Here is an 18,324-nt window from a genome sequence, read left to right on the forward strand (position 1 = left end):
ACATAAAGGTGTTATTGAAATGAAAGGCGGTTAATCCCGATGAAGCCTGAAACTAGATTGGCTCCCCAAAAGCTTTCTTCACGCAAAATATCAACGGCATTCACCCTGAAAGGACGCTGGGAATCGCCCATAGCTGGGTATCTATTCATTTCCCCGTGGTTACTTGGATTTCTGCTGTTAACCTTATGGCCGATGGTTCAATCGATGTATTACTCTTTCACAAAATATACGTTGTTAGATGCGCCAGAGTGGATCGGCTTAAGAAACTATGAGCGCATTTTTGCAGACGATGAGATGTTTCGTCAATCTTTGAAAATAACGATTCTTTTTGTCGTATTATCCGTGCCCATCAAACTCTTCAGCGCCTTAATGGTTGCAATGGTGCTCAATAAGAAAATAAAAGGGATTTCTGTGTATCGAACGTTCATCTATTTACCTTCATTAATAGGGAGCAGCATTGCTGTAGCTATTCTTTGGCAAAATATTTTCGGCATTAACGGTTTTATCAATCGATTTTTAAGTTATTTCGGTATCGAGGGAATCAGTTGGATTAGCAATCCCAATACGGCACTAGGCACCTTAATTATTCTGGTTGCTTGGCAGTTTGGTTCTTCGATGGTTATTTTCCTAGCCGGATTAAAACAAATACCAGCCGAGTTATACGAAGCCTCTTCCGTGGATGGGGCATCTAAAGTCAGACAGTTTTTCAGTATTACCTTACCTATGCTGTCGCCTGTACTGTTGTTTAATCTCGTACTGCAGACAATCGGTTCCTTTCAAATGTTTACGCAAGCCTTCATCATAACGAAAGGCGGACCCATTAACTCCACGTATATGTATGCTTTATACCTATATGATCGTGCTTTTTCTAGATATGAGATGGGTTATGCTTCCGCTCTGGCATGGATACTCCTTGTGGTGATTGCGATCGTAACGGCATTAATTTTCGCCTCATCCCGTTACTGGGTATTCTATGAAACAGAAGGAGGGAGAAGAAAATGAGAAACCAGCTGATTGGAACACGCACTTTTCGAACACATTTCTTATTGGCACTGTTTAGTCTCATCATGATATATCCCATGTTGTGGTGGGTGGGAGCTGCTTTTAAATCGAACGCGGAGATGAGCTCGCCCAGCTTCTTTCCTACGGAGTGGTTATGGAGTAACTTCAGCCAAGGGTGGGTCGCCATTCCTAAGTTCACCTTTACTCATTTTTATCTGAATACTTTTGAACTGATTGCTGGAGTTCTTGTAACGTCTATCATTTCCTGCAGCTTGGTTGCTTTTGGTTTCGCTCGATTGGATTTTCCGCTGAAAAATTTCTGGTTTTCCATTCTAATGGTTACCCTGATGCTGCCAAGTCAAGTGACACTGGTTCCCCAGTACATCATGTTTAATACTTGGGGTTGGGTCAATACGTATCTGCCTTTCTATGTTCCACATGCCCTAGCAGGCGGGATCGGAGGACCCTTCTTTATCTTCCTGTTGGTGCAGTTTATTCGCGGAATTCCGCGCGAGCTGGACGAATCGGCCAAAATGGACGGCTGCAGCTGGTTCGGCATTTACTTACGCATTGTGCTGCCCTTAACGAAGCCCGCACTCGTAACGGTCGCCATTTATTGTTTCCTTTGGAATTGGGACGATTTCTTCGGACACTTGCTGTATATCAATTCTGTGAGCAAATACACCGTCGGTCTTGCTTTGAAGCTGTTCGTCGACAGCCAATCAGCTCTTCCGTGGGGACAATTACTTGCCATGTCGCTCGTTTCTATTATTCCGTCACTGATTCTCTTTTTTATGGCGCAGCGCCATTTTGTCGATGGCATTGCTTCAGGTGCAGTGAAAGGATAAAATAATAGAATAAGAAAAAGGTTGCGCTACCGCAGCCTTTTTTCCACTTTTATGGAAGTTAATGAGGAGGAGCTGCTGTGTTTAACGTATTCAAGCGCGTTCGAATCGGTCGCCTGTTCTTTGGAAGCTTCGCCGTATTCATTGCCGTGCTGCTGCTCATTTCCTCCTGGATCAGCTACAGTCTAACTTCACGCGAGTTAGCTGACAATACCGCTAATTATCAGCAGGATCTGTTAAATGAGTTGAATAAGCGCTTGGTCACTCAGTTGAACTCTATTGAGCAGATGTCTAACGCAGCCTCCAGAAATATCGATATTATTGGGTATGATCCTCTGGAGAGTGACTTATTTGAGCTAAAAAAACGCAAGGCAGATTTGGAGGCCCTACTAGCCAGCATTACCTACAGCACGACAATGGTGCAATCCATTTATTTATATATCGAACGCCCGTTCGTGACAGATGCTCAGGGGCCAATTCGCGTTTATGACTTAAAGAGGGTGAAGGACGAGGAATGGTTTTCGGACATCCAAAATAATGATTTTGCTTGGATAAAAGAACGTACTATTCCAACCAATAAAGGCTCGCTATCGGTTACTAGCTTTGCAAGAAAGCTTTACAATAACTCAGGTATCTATTACGGCTTGCTCTTGCTTAATGTGAAATCATCCGAAATCCAGAATTTGATTCGAGGTGAAACAGAGGGAAGAAGCAGATTGTTAGTTGACGCTGGCGGCAGAACAATTGCTGCCATAGGCGATCCCAACTTACAAGAGAGTGAGCTGGAGAAGATTAGGTTGATTCAGGAGAAGTCCGGAAGTGTTCATTTAAAAGCCAAAGAGCAAAGTGAAGCCTTACTCGTTTGGAGTAAATCCCCCTCGAACTGGACACTCGTTGAGGTGACACCATGGAAGAGCATTATCCATGGCAGTATTCGATTAGCACTAATTCTCTTAACTGTCGGCTTATCCGCCATTTTTATTGCATCCTTTTTCACTTTCTTTATATCCAGACAATTTACCAATCCAATTAGACTTTTGGTTGCTTTTATGAGCAAGCTTCCCGATCGGGGTCTTGTTTCGGACTTGCCTACGGATTACACCAATGAATTCGGAAATTTATTTAACGGCTATCGTAAACAAATGGAACGAATTGAGGAACTTTTAACCTCATTGAAAGCTCAGCACAAGCGCCAACGCGAAGCCGAAATTAAGGCACTGCAGGCTATGATCAATCCCCATTTTCTATACAACACATTGGATCAATTAAACTGGTTAGCTATTGATTCCGGTCAAACGAAAATCAGCAAGATCCTTTCCTTAATGGGTAAAATGTTTCGCATCGGCCTCTCTAATGGTGAAACTTTGATCCCCATTGCGGACGAGATGACGCATGTCGAATGTTATTTGCAAATTCAGCAAATTCGATGGGGCGATCGCTTGACATTCACCATCTCTGTCGACGAATCAGCCAAAGAACTCTATGTACCGAGACTTACCCTGCAGCCTTTTATTGAAAATGCGATCATCCATGGTTTTCACGGGCGAAAGAAAGGCGAAATCCGAGTGAATGTGCAGCTGCTAGGGCAAGATATCCAATTTCAAATTTGGGATGATGGTGTTGGGCTGCGACCCGATTGGGATCAACCCAAGGCAAGGAAAACAGGCGGTTACGGATTGCGAAATGTGAAAGAACGAATTGAGGCTTATTTCGGGCCTCCTTATGGGGTCCATATTACAAGTACGGAAGGCAGGGGCACCGAAGTCACCATTCTATTGCCGCAAATCCAAAATAAAGAAGAAGTCGAGGAGAAGTATCATGTGGAAAATACTCATTATTGATGACGACTTTCAAGTGTTGGAAGGTATGAAGAAGGCGATTCCTTGGGAGTCTATTGACGCCGAATTAGTAGGTGAAGCCAGTGATGGCGCCGAAGGTCTTGCAATGGTCCGACAAACTCAGCCGGATATCGTGATTACGGATATTTACATGCCTGTAATGAACGGCCTGGAAATGATCGAGAAGCTCCGAGAGACTAACTTTCCCGGTGAATTGATCATCCTAAGCGGTTACGCCGATTTCCAGTATGCACGGCAGGCTCTGCGGCTGCAGGTGAGTGACTATTTGTCCAAGCCCGTAACCATTGAAGAACTGGGGGCTGTGCTAGCCAAAGTCATTAAAGAACTCGAAACAAAAGAACTGAAAAAAATAGAGCAAGAAGAAGTCAAAAGAAGGCTGATGATGTATGAGCCTTTTGTGCAGCAAGAATGGTTGAAGTCTGTCATTACCGGCACCTTTAATGAAACGATTGCCGCGGAAAGCATTCTGCTATCTGAACAAGCCTATTGGCTGCAAAGGAATCACCTCGTGATGGGTATAGAGCTGATGAGCACTGTTCGCACAGCTAACCTATCGCTAATCGATTGGAATTTGTTTCGTTTTGCATTAGCCAATATTATTAGAGAAATCTTGGCCGAAGATTGGCCTGAGTCCGACTTCATTGAGCTTCACAGCCATCATGCCGCGATAATGTTTCATATTGAGCGTTCGAGTGTAAACGATGACGTTATGCATAGAATTCAATTGATTGGCGAGCGTATCACGGATTGTGTCCTTACTTATCTGCGTTTAACGATCCGTCTAGGGTTAGGCCAGATGAAGGAATCATGGCAGGAAATATCGGATTCCACCGAAGAAGCCTTTCTAGATTTATTACAGATAACCATCATCCCGCCGCTTGCACGAGAGCATCCGTCGACTGTTCCATCAGAGAAGGAACTTGCTATTCGTCCAATTAAGTTTTATCAGGAGCTTGCGGAAGCGATTGTTTATTCCAAAGAAGAAACGGCTGCACAGATTGTGGAAGCTTATATCCACCGTCTGCAAACTATGTCAACCATTACCCCGGCTTACTTGCAGTACTTATGTGCAGAGCTTTGGACCATATTTGCTTACTCCTTATACAGCGTAGGTATTGTGCTTGATGAACTGTTTCCAGGAATGAAGCTGCAGTCGGAAATAACTCAAATTCAAACACCTGAACAATTGCAGCAATGGCTGCAGGGTAAAATTCATATCATTGCAACCAGCCGCCATTGGAACGAGAATTCCAAACATAAAGAAGCGGTTGATTTCATGATTCAATATGCACATGATCACTATGCCGAAGAGATCAGCTTGGAAGATATGTCGAAGCAGCTTTACTTGTCTCGCAATTATTTGAATCAAATATTCAAGAAAGCGACCGGTGAAACCTTCACGAACTACGTCATCCAAGTGCGGATGAAGAAGGCACAGGCCCTTTTAGCCGAAGGCAAATATTTGATTTATGAGATATCCGAAAAAGTTGGCTATAAAAACGTCCCTTATTTTAGCTCTATTTTCAAAAAATATAATGGCATTAGCCCAAGTGAAGTAAGTAAGAGCGGGTTATAACCGAGAATGTACGTATTCAGCGCAATATTGTGATCAATAGTGAAAGAAGTGTGTTCATTACTCTCCTTTTTCTTCTTTTCAGTTGTCCTATAATTAACTTGTAAAGATAATGAGGTAGTGAAAGGGGATTTTCAATGAAAGTGCAGATGAGAAAATGGAGCATGCTCTCGATGACTGCCATGATAGCGCTGTCCCTAAGTGCATGTGGTTCCGGAAATACACCAAGTGCTACAGGAAGCAGTCCTGCTGCAACGGCAGCACCCGCGGCTACAACCTCCCAGCCCGTTAAGCTTCGCATTGTATGGTGGGGTTCACAGGCAAGGCACGATGCCACATTAAAAGCACTAGATGCGTATACAAAGAAACACCCAAATGTGACCTTTGAGCCAGAATTTTCTGGGTTTGATGGCTACGCGGATAAGCTGGCTACCCAAGCTGCTGCCAAAAATGCTCCAGATATTATCCAAATGGATCCGGCATGGCTCGCCGAGTATGCAGGCAGAAACCAGCTGGCTGACTTATCCAAAGGCATTCGTACCGAAGATATCGACAAATCGCTCGTGGATTCAGGGAAATTTAAAGATAAGCTTTATGCCATCGCGCTAGGCAATAATGCTACTGGCATGATCTACAATAAGAATGCCGTTGATAAACTAGGGGTTACTCCTCCCAAAAACGGTTGGACATGGGATGAATACTTCCAATTCGGTAAAGATGCTAAAGCCAAGCTTGATAAAGACAAATATGTGTTAATGGATGCGACATCCGATTATACCACGTATTCCGCCTATCAAATTAGTCAGGGTAAAGGCTACCCAATCACCGAGGACGGCAAATTCAACTTCGATAAAGATACGTGGCTGACCTTTGTTAAGAAATATGCGGAGCTGCGAACAGCCGGAGTTATTCCCCCCGCAGAAATCGCTAGCACAGACAAAGAATCTGACGCGAAACTCGATTTAATGAACAATGACAGCGTATTGATGAAACGTACTTTCGCCGCGCTATTCCCTGGTTACGAGGGTGTAAAACCAGGTGCTTACTCACTTGTTTCTCAGCCTAAAGGAACAAAGTCCAGTGGTTGGCTGAAACCTTCTATGTTCTGGTCGGTAAGTGCTGATTCCAAGTATGCGGAAGAATCCAAGAAATTCATCGACTGGTTCGTGAATGATAGCGAAGCCGCAGACATTTTAACGACGACAAGAGGCGTGCCGGTTTCCAAGAAAATGCTTGATTTCCTGACACCTAAGTTAACTCCCGCAGACAAATTGCAAATTGAACTCATTAAAACGGTTGCTCCTGACGCTCAACCTTTCAATGCCGGGGCTAAAGGCTGGAGTAACTATACAGCTAAAGATTATAAGAGCATCGGCGAAAAAGTAATGTTCGGCAAAATAACGCCAGAAGCTGCTTATGAAGAGCTTGTGAAAAAAGCAAAAGATTATCAATAATAACGTGAATGGAGAGCCTCTAAAGAGGTTCTTTATTTTTGGTTTTGCTGCCTTTGGAGCAGAACGCAAAAAAGAACGACCCTCAACGTAATGTTAAGAGGCCGTTCTTCGAGAATGCTATTTGTGCAAGCTAAGCTTACAGTTTTACAACGTTCTCAGCTTGTGGTCCGCGGTTGCCTTGAACTACGTTGAACTCAACGCGTTGGCCTTCGTCCAAAGATTTGAAACCTTCGCCAGTGATTGCGGAGAAATGTACGAATACATCGTTGCCGCCTTCAACTTCGATAAAGCCAAATCCTTTTTCTGCGTTAAACCATTTTACTGTTCCTACTGCCATGGGTAATACCTCCAAAGTTTTATTAACATGTCTTTTTTCTTGTTTCGAACAAAAAAATTACACATTGGAAAAGGTTTCATTTACTTAATGATAACCCTTTGCAATACGCAATTCAGGGTGAATCTTTAAGACTTAACATTACTTTACCACACAATATCATGTAATGCAATTATCCCTAGGAGGGATTTCTTGCTAAAGATAAGAACTCTTCCCTGTCCTCTATTTTCAAGGCAATTGCTAGTGCTAATGCGACATCTTTCGACGGCTCGATTCGACCATTTTCGATAGAATTAAGGATGGAATAGCTGATTCCAGCCTTCTCCCCGAGCTTTCGGAGAGTTAGATTTTGCTGCTGTCTGAGCTCTTTTAATTTCGTGTGAAACGCCACTGTTGCGCCCTCCTCAGCCATTTTGGTTGCCTTGCTGTCTGCGAATTTCAGCCTTAATTTTGTCGAATGGGTCCTGCCAATGGGGGGGCTTAAGGGTCTTGCCGGTCTCATTTTTATGAACTTGTCCATCAGGCCATACCTTGGACATATTTGCATGCTGAACAATATCAAAAATCGGTCCAGGCTCCACACCCATTTCAACTAAAGTACCAAGGACAAAATATAACTCATCGATCATCGCATCAACTTCATCTTCCAGTGTAGCTGCTTCTTTGAACTCCTGAAGTTCCTCTTCCATCCAAGCTAAACGAGCCGCTTTGCGGCTTTCGGAAAGGCGCTGTGGGGATGTGCCTACGGGATGCTCAAACGTCTCATGAAACTTTTTAACATCATCAAATGCTTTTTTTAAGGTCATTTCGTTTCTTCTGCTCCCTTACAAACGGTTTTCTTTTATATACCATTTAAAAGTGCCCTCGGTCAACAAAAAGCCCTAACCTCGATACTTCTATTCATGGCGGTAAGAGCTTCACCATGATGGGAGATCGAGTGAGGGCTTAAGGAGGTAGATTAGGCTTAAGCGCGGATAAAGCGCTTATTCCTGCGGAAGCGCTCCGCTAAGCGCGGATTTCGCGCGCGCAGCCTGTCCAATTTTACAAATGACGGCCTGAAATGAATCTATCTTTCCAGTAACCCGTATTCATATCACGAATTACTACACCGGAGCTGGTCGTGTTGCTAATAAACTTACCATTTCCTATATAGATGCCAACATGATTAATGCGTCCCGGTTTGCTAACACTAAACAGGACTAGATCACCTTTTTGTAGTTTCGATTTACTCCTCACAGGAGTCCCTACTTTCGCTTGCGCGCTAGAGCCCCAAGGGATCGTGATGCCGTTCTTCTTAAATACCATTTGCGTAAAAGCAGAGCAGTCTAAGATTAAACGATTCGTATCTCTTACGCCAAATCCGTAGCGAACTTTACCTATATAGGATTTCGCCGTACGTATGATACTGTCATCTTTGCTGGTACTCGTTGCGCTTGCGCTGTATGTTGCTGTTGACGCGGCGTCTGTTGCTGCATGAGCGGACTCCGGACTAAGGAACATCGTTCCTGAAGTTAACAAGGAAAGGCTTAAGCTTATCCCCACTAACGATTTGCTAAGGCGGTTGTTTTTCACTAATAGCATGATTGGACTTCCTCCTTCATGGATCGTGTTGTGACGGGCTTGTTTGACCCTGATTCCACCTTACCACACTACGATCATCCAACATTTACCTGAAGAGGGAGAAATACGCGCCACGCCTAGCAAAAACCGCCATTCTTAGAATTCCATGAGAATTTGATGAAAATCATTCCCTTGACACCTATTTATCCGGTTTATCACCCGTGCTCTCCTGGCGATATTCCGAAGGGGTTACGCCGTACTTTTTGCGGAAAACTTGCGAAAAGTGGCGAAAATCATGGTACCCGATACGTTCAGCCACGTCTGCAAGCTTGAGCTTGGGATTCATCAGCAGCTGCTTCGCCTGCTCCAAACGCAGGTGAATAACGTACTCCTTGAAGCCTTGACCCGTCTTTTGCTTAAAAAGCTGGCTAAAGTAGACAGAATTCAGGTAGACGATCGAAGCGACCTTCTCTAGCGATAGATCGGCATGGTAGTGCGTGCGGATATATTGCAGGGCAACTTCTATGGAGCGATCGCTGCCGCTGGCATGGTGCTCGTAGACCTGCGTCGTAGACGCTTGCCTCATGCGCTGTACTTCTGCCGGCACCGCCTGGAAGCAGTCGATCAGCTCGGAGCTCATCATCTGGAAGGGCACCTTCAAATATTTCACGAGATGGCTGCGCAGCTCATCCACCAGCAGGGTCAGGCTGCCGCCTTCCGGCAGCGTGACTAGCCCTAGTAGGCTTTTGCTGTCGTGCACCGTCACGAAGCCCTTACCATAGCGCTCGATAAGCTCGAGCAGGACGTTCTCGATAATGAAATTTTCGAGGAAGACGGGCTTATCGGTCTCCATTTTAACCATGATGAGATGAAAATAAGGATGCTGCTCCATGAAGGGTCCCATATCGATGCGACCTGTGTCCAAACCCTGCGCAAAGCGCTGGAAGACGGCTTCCTGCAAGTATTTGCGGTTAGCCTTCAGCAGCTCAGCCTCTTCGATCAGCTCCGTGTCACGCGTAACTTCTTCGCTAAGCTTGCCGATCATTTCAATCAAAACCTCTTTGCCGATCGGCTTAAGCAAATAGTCCTTCGCCCCTAGCCTCACTGCCTCCTGGGCGTAGGCAAACTCCGAATAGGCCGAAATGACAACCCATTTCACATGGGGGTGCCGGCTTCGAGACATATTCATAAGCTCTAGACCGGTCATACCCGGCATCAGAATGTCTGTCAGAACGATGTGAATCGGATGGCTCCGCAGCAGCGTGATGGCTTGCTCCGCATTCGCAGCCAGATGAACCCGATGCTCGGGGAAGCGGTTCTGCAGCGTACGCTGAATGCCCTCTCGTATGACTGTTTCATCATCTACGATGAGAATGTCCATGGTTTACATTCCTTTCCGAGGAAGCGGCATCGCGATGATGACCGTTGTTCCTTCTCCTTGTTTACTATGAATACGGAGCCCGTAGGCATCTCCGAACATTAACTTTATGCGGCGGTGAACATTGGTGAGTCCAATACCCCGCCTAGTTCTCACAGAAGGACTTGCCGCTTGGACGTAGCTTTGCACTATAGGCTGCTCCATTTTCATCGAAGCCACCATGCCACTTCCCTCCGTTGTATCCGCGCGCAGCATTTCCTGCATTTCCTCTAAGGTGCTCTCCGGGATGCCGACCCCATTATCCTTAATAATGATATGAAGCTCTTGCTCTTGGACCTCCGTAAATACACGGAGATTGCCCGGCTCACGGGAAGGCTCCAGCCCATATTTAACGGCGTTCTCGATGATTGGCTGCAGGGTCATTTTCGGGAGATTGACATCAAGAACATCTGGGTCTATTTGTATGTTTGTACTAACCCTGCCCTCTAAACGGCTTTCGATAATCGTGATGTAATGCCGCATTTGGTCCAGCTCCTGCCGCAGTGTCGTCTTAGACGCTTCCTGCCAGTCGCTGCTGTATCGAAACATATGAGACAGGGCTAGGATCACCTTGCCCAATCGATCGTTCTCACGCTCATCCAGCATCCAGTAAATCATATCCAAGGTGTTATAGAGGAAATGAGGGTTAACCTGCGATTGAAGCGCCTGCAGCTCCGCATTCTTCTCACTCATGGAAGAGAGTGTAATGCGCTCGATAAGCTCATCCATCCGATTCACCATTCGGTTAAACGATGAAACCAACGAATTAATTTCCTCAAACGACTTCACCGTCACCGATCCTTTAAAATTCCCCATCTCGACTTGCTTCATCTCGCGGATGAGGAGCTTGAGCGGTGATGCGATGTTGCGGGATATGAGACTTGCCAAAGCGGTTGACAAAATAACGAGTACAACAATAACCACGTACAAATATTCTCTTGTCTTCACGACCTCGGCGTTGATATCACCTTTTGGAGTCAAACCAAGCACGGTCCAATCTGACATCTTCGCTTTCGCGGCAACGAGGAGATGATCCGTTCGATCATCAACGATGATCTCATTCGTTTGAGGACGCGGAAGCCCGCTGAAAGAAGGCGGAATGACCTTCTCTGCCGCAGTAGAAGCGATCATCCGGTCTTCCCGGTCAACAATGTACACCTGACTGTTTGGACTGATGGTGACGTTCGAAAGAGCGGCAAGAATCGGCTGCGGATTCGTTTCAATGAGCATAACGCCAATCACCCGGTGGTCTGTTAAATCGTACAGTTTGCGCCCGAATATGAATAACGGATCCTTCTGAAACTGATTGATGACAGAGCCTTGGAAAAGGCCAAGCCATACCATTTCTCCAGAGGAGTCCTGCAGCTTCCGGTACCACTCCGAGGATGGATAATTCGTGTCCATAACACTATGGAATCCTCGTTCGTAATTATAGTTTTTGCCGGCATTCGTAATCACATGAATGCCAACAATATCATCGCGCGAGTAATAGATAGCCCCTAAGATATTGGTAATCGTGCGCTCATTAATAATGCTAATAGCTTCATCCTTATTGGTGTCGCGATCTTGGATTAATCTGAGCAGCTCAAAATTGCTGTTCAGAGACTTCGTAATACTGTCATAGCCTTGCAGCAGCAAATCAAATAAACCTACCGTTTGAGAAATATTTTTCTCCGCCAAATCACTAATTTTACTATGGATGATATCCGTCGTCTTCTTATAATAGAGGACGCTTCCCAAAAGAACGAGGACTAACATACAGGAGATAAAGAGAAGAAATAGCCGGTTATGAATGGAGTGTAAGCCTCGTGTCACTTGGTTGTCGTTCCCCTTTCGTTATACGCTACTTCCTATTTTATCATAGGCATCCCAAGAAACAGCAAAAAGAGAGGGGTGAAATTAACCCTTCACCGCTCCCGCTACCATACCTTTTGTAATTTTATCTGCTAACAAGAAATAGATGAGAATGACCGGCAGCGCACCCAGTACAAGGAAGGCACCGATTGCTCCGTAATTGACCGAATATTGACTGACGAAGCTGTTCACCCCGAAAGGCAGCGTTTTCAGCCGCTCGGACGAAATGAAAGTCGCCGCGAGAATGTATTCGTTCCAAATACTAATGAAAGTTAAAATACAGACGGTCATCATTGGAGGGATGGAAATCGGTAAGATGATACTGCGGAAGATCCGGAAAACCCCCGCGCCATCCATAACAGCGGATTCCTCAATCTCACTCGGAATGGATTTCATAAATCCACTGAGGATAAAGACCGCAATCGGCGTCTGGAACGCTATATAAGGAAGAATGATCGAAATATGCGTGTTCAGTGCGTGTAGATTTTTGAAAATAATCATGAGCGGCAACAGCGTTGCCTGCAGCGGTACCATCATTCCGATGAGGAAGATGACCATCACGACCTGACCGTATTTCCAACGGAATCGGGCGATGGCAAACGAGGTAAGAGAACTGAGCAGCAGGACGCTCACCATCGTAACCGAAGTGACGAATAGGCTATTTTTCAAATATTGAAAATAGTGTCCGGCCTTGATCGCATCCGTGAAATTCTTCCATTGAAGCGAATGAGGAAGAGCGAAAAATTGGCCTGACAGGATTTCTTCATTGCTTTTTAATGAGTAAATAGCCAGCCAGAGCAGCGGATATACTTGCGTAACCACGAGTAGGGATAGAAAGGCGATCACGATGATTTTGACGATAGAGAGGCGTTTGCGTCTCCGAATGGTTGCAGGCTTAGCCGAAGCTATTTCCCGTGCGGTCTGCATGGTAACACTCCCCTCCTTCATGAAAATCTTCTCTCTAGTCGGTTGAATACCGCATTAATAATAACCGTTGCAATTAAGCACATGCCGACCAAGAAAGCCGCAATCGCGCTTCCGTACCCATATTTCATGGAGAGGAAGGACATGTTGTACATATGCGTGGAAATGACGTCTGTCGCGTGTGCCGGTCCCCCTGCGGTCATGACCATGACCATGTCGAACGCTTGCAGCGAGCCGATAAAGGCGAGGACGATCGATATTTTAAAAATCGGAATATTCATAGGGAAAGTAATATGCCAGTCGGCTTTAAGCCCCTCGGCTCCGTCAATCCGGGCTGCCTCATAAATATCAGCAGGGATGTTCTGAATACCGGTAAACTGGATCAGCGTATGGTAACCCAAGTACTGCCATAGGGCTACAAAATAGAGAGAATACATCGCGATCTTAGGATCTGTCAGCCACGATCTCGTCCAACCATGCAAATTCAACATATCGAGCACTTGATTGAGCATGCCCCCCATTGCGGCGGGGTTATAAATGGTTTTCCACAATTGACCGATGATAACAACGGATAGAATAACGGGTAAAAAGTAACTCGAAACGAGAAAATTCGGTTTTTTGATAAATCGGTTCAGGAGAATAGCTACACCCAAAGCGACCGGAATTTCGGCCATGGAAAATACAGCAAACATCAATGTACGGCGAACAGACGGCCAGAACACAGGGTCTGAGAAAAGCAGTGTTTGAAAATTTTTGAGACCAACGAATGTCGACTCGCCAATTCCATTCCAATCCAGCAGTCCACTGTAAAGAGACACGAGAATCGGAACGAAAACGAGACTAACATAGATCAGCAAACACGGTAATACAAACATGGCAATTGTCCACTTGGAGACTCTTAACACATTCACTTGGCTCGCCTCCTTCCTGGCATATACCAATCGGAATTTACCTTCAGCCCATTGCGGCGCTCAAGATAAATTCCGATTCGGCTGCTAATTCATCTTATTTTTTATTCGTTTCGTAAGCGGTTTGGTGTTCTTTGCCCACTTCAGCAGGATCTTTCTTCTGTACGAAAAGGTTTTGGATGCTTGTTAAGTGTCCTTGCGCTGTTCCTGGGTTCATCGTATTGTCGAACGCAAGATCGCCGCCTTTCACTTGTTTGAACAAGCCAAGCACTTCCATCGCCATATCGGAGTAACCAGCGGCTTTGAAGTCGCCATCTACTTTTTGTGCGATACCTACAGCACCTTTAACAGCGAAAGCTTCTTTAGGGAAGTTCAGCATGAAGTAGTTCAAGAAATCTTTGGTTTCTTTCAAATGTTTGCTGTTTGCAGAAATAGCGAACGCGCTTCCTGGCGCAAGCATGAACTCGTCTGGGTTCCCTTTACCTTTAACCGTAGGGAATTTGAACACGCCAACTTTACCATTAACGGAAGATGTTTCGATTCCGCCCGTTGCCCAGCTGCCCATGAAGTACATAGCGGCTTTGCCGGTTTTGAACAAGTTTTCGCCTGCGTTGTAGTCAAAAGATGTTGCGCCCTCTTGGAATGCGCCAGCTTGAACCAGGTCTTGGAAGCTGCTTACAGCCTCTGTGAATGCCGGATCAGCAAACGTCTTTTTGCCATCAACGACAGATTGTAGGAAGCCAGGACCGCCATTTGTGCGAAGCAGTACGTTCATGAACAAGAAGGAACCTGTCCAGGAATCTTTTTCACCGATCGCCATTGGCTGAATGCCTTTGCCTTTGAGTGTTTTTACCGTTGCAACCATTTCTTCGAACGTCTTCGGCACTTCAACGCCAGCTTGTTTGAATAGATCTTTATTGTAATAAACGACAGCAATGTTATTACCGTCAGGCAGTGCATAGATGTTGTTGTTGAACGTGTACCAGTTCAGAATACCTTCTTGGAACGTCCCTTTTAATCCGTTTTGATCCACCATGTCGTTCAGTGGCGCGAACAGGCCAGCATCGACGAAAGGCTTCATTTGCGCTGCCGGATTCACGATCGTGATGTCGGGAACCTCTTTGGAAGCGGCTTGTGTTTTGAGCTTCAGCTTTTGTTGATCTGTGTTCAGGGAGTCAAGCTCGACTTTGATGTTCGGATTTTTCGTTTGGTAATCGTTGACGATTTTCTTCAACATGCCGTTCTTGGGATCGGTTGGATCCGGATATATATTTTGGAACGTGATCGTGATGTTCTCCTGCTTTTTAGCTTGTGCTGTCGCAGTCGGCGCCTCACTTGTTTTCGTATCAGTTGTGCTGCCGGTAGTGCTTCCACCTGCACCGCAAGCTGTTAAGCTGATAGTTAGCAAGCTAGCTGCAACGACGCTTAGTGCTTTATATTTAGTTACCAATGTGAATCCCCCTCGTTTGTTGGTTGTTCTTGATGTTCTTATTATCGCTCGAATATGGTAACCCTTACAATGTGGGAACTATAGGTATGATGTTTGATTTTTATAGGTTTATGTTGGAAGTGGGGGATTGAGGGTGGGAGTACTGGTGGAGTGACTAGTGGGATTGCCGGTGTGGTGACGGCAGGTTGGTGGCTGGGGGGATCGCTGGAGGGAGTGACTAATGGGATTGCTGGTGCGGTGGTGGCAAGTAGGAGTGACTAAAATGAGATTGCTTGTGTGGTGGCGACAGGAGAGAAAGACTAATGAGATTGCTGGTGGAGTGCTGGAATGGAGGCGTCAGGTTGGACTGATGGAGTGGAGTCTGCAAGCGGGAGTGACCCAAGTTGTATTTTATACAACAATAATCAGGATAAATCGCGTGTCAGAGGCGAATGTTGCAGAAAATACTTTAAAGACCCCATTTTGGGTGAAATACGGCAAAGTTGTTGTACAAAGTACAACATTTCTAGTAAAAAGAGATAATACCCAGGAAAATGTTGTACGCTGTACAACTTTCAGAGATCAGCTTCTACTATTAGCTCCTTTATTTCGATAAAAAATGATCTAATTCTTCTAATACCAAAGCATTCAGTTGCTATTTCGAACCCTCGATTAATTCATTCGGGATCACACTCCTAGAACCTTTAGCTACCCATACAATAACAATCAGTTTTCTATTTAAATAAATAGCTGCCTAGTACAGCAAAAAAGATCAACCCCTCTCGCTAGTTCAGCGAATAAGAGGTCGATCTTTAAAGATAAATGATGAGTGCAGCTTGTAAAGACTAGTAAGCCTTCGGAACCTCGACTCTATGCGTGACACCGTCTTCGGTGAAATAAATATGCGTGTCGAAACCTTGATCATCCATGAAATAGGACACGTATTTCGGCTCGCCGTGCTTGATCGGCACAAGGAGTGTTGCAATGCGGTGGCTGCGCGCCGACTTGGTTGTTGCCTTCAGATGCCAATGCAGCGGCAATCCCTCAATTTCAGACGGATCCACATCCGTAAAGCCTTGATGCTGCGTCAGCTCCAGCTCACCGGAGGAGCAATAGACGAAACGCCCGTCCATATCCGCCTTGCGGCCCTGGACTTTGAAAGTCTGCCCGTTCAGCTTCATTTCATATAGTGTCTGGAACAGCCAGTCAATAGAGCCTGCCTGCGACAGGTCGATATGGTCGACGACAACAACGTACGTTCCGAAGAAGTAAAGCTCGCGTACATAACGCTCCAAATAAGGAACGTACTCCTTGTATGCTGCGGTTGCGTTACTACGGGAATAACCGTAGCCTTTGCGCTGCTCGGCAACTTCAACGAACCCATTAGCCGCCATGTTCAGCACTTTATTCTTCTCGGCATATTGACCCAAACCGTCAATCAAAATATTGTTCGTCGAGCGCGTCTGTCTGCGCCAGTTCATGTGCATCGTGCTGCTGAATGCCACGTAATAACCGCTTTCGATGGCAAGCGGTTCCCCATAAGCATGCAGCAGGAAGCCATTCTGGTCGCCGTGACTATGGCTGACGGAGCCGTATTTGCTGCTCTTCGTCAGCAGCATGATATGGCGCTCCGGATCGGCCATTTGCGAGTGAAACGCTACCCAGCCGATGTCGCGGAACCATTTGACCGGCTCGATACTCGCGTCGGTTGGAGCGATAGCTTCCACTTGCGGATAATCATGACGGTAGACCATTTCGTCGAAACGGAAATCCCACCAACCATAGTTGTAAAATTTCATTTCCGAATCGGTATCCGTTTCACGTACCCGCTCAAAATACCACTGGTACAGACCGTTACCAGTCACACCGGCAAACTGACGGATGTTAAAGCCAGTTTTCAAGCTGACCGGGTCGCCAAGGGTCGATTGATCACCGAAGCTTGCGCGAAGGGTATCCGGGCTAAATGCGTAAAGAGGAAAATCGCCAGTTTTCGTGAAAAACGGTCTTTTATAGAAGTTAATGCCTGTATATTTCTTCAGCAAATTCATCGCTTCCGTAACAAAAGCCATCCCGGTCGTCCAATACATCGGACCTTCCGCCCAACCTCCGTCCGGCCCGCCCCAAGGCGAATATAAGCACGCATAGTATTCGAGGGTATAATCGAGCCATTCGCGAACTTCCGGCTCCTCATTCAAGAGCGCGATGCAGCACGGCACCAATACACTGGATAGCGAACGCACTGCATGACTGTCGAACGGCACATGATGGATCTTGGAATGCTCAATAACATGCTGGGCGATTTGACGTGTACGGGCGAGCAGAACTTGCCGCACCTGCTTACGTTCATCCTCTGTTAACCGAGCATAAAGCCAGTCATAACCCCATGCAATAGCTCCAGCCATACGGAAGGAGGATTCGTCGTTATAATCGCGGCTTGTTGTACCGTTCACGTCCCAGCTGCACAGATGGAGCAGCCACGTTTTCGCGCGATCTAACAGCGTTTCGTCATTCAAAATCGTACCGGCCACCACGAGATGGCGAACCGCATAGAGAGCTTCTTGGGTATCCATGTACATTTGGCGCCATAGCTTAGCTACGCGCTTATTTCCAGGGTACGGCAGCGGCTCTGCAATCAGCTCACGCTCGATCCAAGGCTTAACAGATTTCTCGTAGAAGACATCAAATCCGCAATAGGCCTGATCTGCAGCTAGCCCACTGCGGAAGGCATCGAGCTCAACAGACTGAAGCCATAATCTGGGATGCTGGGAAGATGCTTCCGCATATCGGCGTTCTCTGCTAGGTAGCGGAGTTTCCGGTAAATCGGCTGTCACCTCGAAGCGTCGAACGAGGCTCCAGACGGTTTGGGAGCCATCTTCCTGGAGAAGGGCGTACCGCCAGAAATATGTGCCTGGGGTTAGGGCATCATCCGGTGTATATAAGTTATATGGAACCGGCTTTATCGTTTGTGTGTCAGCCTGAGAGAAGGCCTCAGAATGCGAGATTTGCAATACATAGCGATCATGCTCCAATTGTGCAGGAATCCACGTGAAACGAGGTGGGTTTTCCAGCAGTACGGTCTGCTCATTCGGTTCGTATTGTACAGTTAAAACGCCGCTCTGCGGTTCGTATAATGGTGACAATGAAGTCATATCCATTCTCCTCCCG

General features: G+C 46.1%; 16 protein-coding genes. 6 read left to right on the top strand and 10 right to left on the bottom strand.

All coding sequences use genetic code 11. The features are described 5' to 3' along the window. Positions 1-39 precede the first annotated feature (39 nt). From AC58U0_RS21600 to AC58U0_RS21620, 5 genes are all read left to right on the top strand, one after another. Positions 40-1,002, top strand: a complete 963-nt coding sequence (locus AC58U0_RS21600; RefSeq protein ID WP_497381050.1) for a carbohydrate ABC transporter permease — start codon at positions 40-42, stop codon at positions 1,000-1,002. Further along, complete coding sequence (locus AC58U0_RS21605) at positions 999-1,850, top strand: carbohydrate ABC transporter permease (protein WP_057303885.1); 852 nt, start codon at positions 999-1,001, stop codon at positions 1,848-1,850. Before AC58U0_RS21600 ends, AC58U0_RS21605 begins: the two co-directional genes overlap by 4 nt. 77 nt (positions 1,851-1,927) lie before the next feature. Beyond that, entirely contained in the window at positions 1,928-3,688 is a 1,761-nt protein-coding gene (locus tag AC58U0_RS21610; RefSeq protein WP_497381051.1) for a cache domain-containing sensor histidine kinase, read from the top strand. Next, complete coding sequence (locus AC58U0_RS21615) at positions 3,666-5,282, top strand: response regulator (protein WP_497381052.1); 1,617 nt, start codon at positions 3,666-3,668, stop codon at positions 5,280-5,282. The genes AC58U0_RS21610 and AC58U0_RS21615 overlap by 23 nt, the downstream gene beginning before the upstream one ends. A gap of 134 nt (positions 5,283-5,416) precedes the next feature. Further along, entirely contained in the window at positions 5,417-6,733 is a 1,317-nt protein-coding gene (locus AC58U0_RS21620; RefSeq protein ID WP_497381053.1) for an ABC transporter substrate-binding protein, read from the top strand. Between the two features lie 136 nt (positions 6,734-6,869). Here the strand turns inward: AC58U0_RS21620 and AC58U0_RS21625 are convergent, their stop codons facing one another. The 9 genes from AC58U0_RS21625 to AC58U0_RS21665 form a co-directional block, all read right to left on the bottom strand. After that, positions 6,870-7,070 carry a cold-shock protein gene (locus AC58U0_RS21625; protein ID WP_028555213.1) on the bottom strand — a complete coding sequence of 67 codons (201 nt, stop codon included), beginning with the start codon at positions 7,068-7,070 and terminating at the stop codon, positions 6,870-6,872. 175 nt (positions 7,071-7,245) lie between these two features. Further along, positions 7,246-7,458, bottom strand: coding sequence for a helix-turn-helix domain-containing protein (locus AC58U0_RS21630; protein ID WP_057303889.1), 213 nt, complete (start codon positions 7,456-7,458; stop codon positions 7,246-7,248). A gap of 13 nt (positions 7,459-7,471) precedes the next feature. Then, positions 7,472-7,873 (bottom strand): pyrophosphohydrolase domain-containing protein, encoded by a 402-nt coding sequence (locus AC58U0_RS21635; protein WP_497381054.1) that lies wholly within the window; start codon positions 7,871-7,873, stop codon positions 7,472-7,474. 235 nt (positions 7,874-8,108) lie between these two features. After that, the gene (locus tag AC58U0_RS21640; protein ID WP_497381055.1) at positions 8,109-8,648 is read right to left on the bottom strand and encodes a C40 family peptidase; all 540 of its coding nucleotides are present in this window, start codon (positions 8,646-8,648) and stop codon (positions 8,109-8,111) included. Between the two features lie 178 nt (positions 8,649-8,826). Further along, positions 8,827-10,008, bottom strand: coding sequence for a response regulator (locus AC58U0_RS21645; protein ID WP_497381056.1), 1,182 nt, complete (start codon positions 10,006-10,008; stop codon positions 8,827-8,829). Between the two features lie 3 nt (positions 10,009-10,011). Further along, on the bottom strand, positions 10,012-11,859 hold the full coding sequence (locus AC58U0_RS21650; protein WP_497381057.1) for a sensor histidine kinase: 1,848 nt from the start codon (positions 11,857-11,859) through the stop codon (positions 10,012-10,014). Between the two features lie 84 nt (positions 11,860-11,943). Continuing rightward, positions 11,944-12,825: a carbohydrate ABC transporter permease gene (locus AC58U0_RS21655; RefSeq protein ID WP_497381058.1), complete on the bottom strand. Its 882-nt coding sequence runs from the start codon at positions 12,823-12,825 to the stop codon at positions 11,944-11,946. 17 nt (positions 12,826-12,842) lie between these two features. Then, a complete protein-coding gene (locus AC58U0_RS21660; protein WP_497381059.1) occupies positions 12,843-13,733 on the bottom strand; it encodes a carbohydrate ABC transporter permease in 891 nt (296 codons plus the stop codon). Positions 13,734-13,827: 94 nt separating this feature from the next. After that, positions 13,828-15,180: an extracellular solute-binding protein gene (locus tag AC58U0_RS21665; protein ID WP_057303895.1), complete on the bottom strand. Its 1,353-nt coding sequence runs from the start codon at positions 15,178-15,180 to the stop codon at positions 13,828-13,830. A gap of 262 nt (positions 15,181-15,442) precedes the next feature. Between AC58U0_RS21665 and AC58U0_RS21670 the strand changes: the two genes are divergently transcribed. Next, entirely contained in the window at positions 15,443-15,775 is a 333-nt protein-coding gene (locus AC58U0_RS21670; protein WP_497381060.1) for a hypothetical protein, read from the top strand. A gap of 229 nt (positions 15,776-16,004) precedes the next feature. Here the strand turns inward: AC58U0_RS21670 and AC58U0_RS21675 are convergent, their stop codons facing one another. Continuing rightward, a complete protein-coding gene (locus tag AC58U0_RS21675; RefSeq protein ID WP_497381061.1) occupies positions 16,005-18,308 on the bottom strand; it encodes a DUF4962 domain-containing protein in 2,304 nt (767 codons plus the stop codon). Positions 18,309-18,324 lie beyond the last annotated feature (16 nt).

The sequence above is a fragment of the Paenibacillus sp. J31P190 genome, from assembly GCF_059692075.1.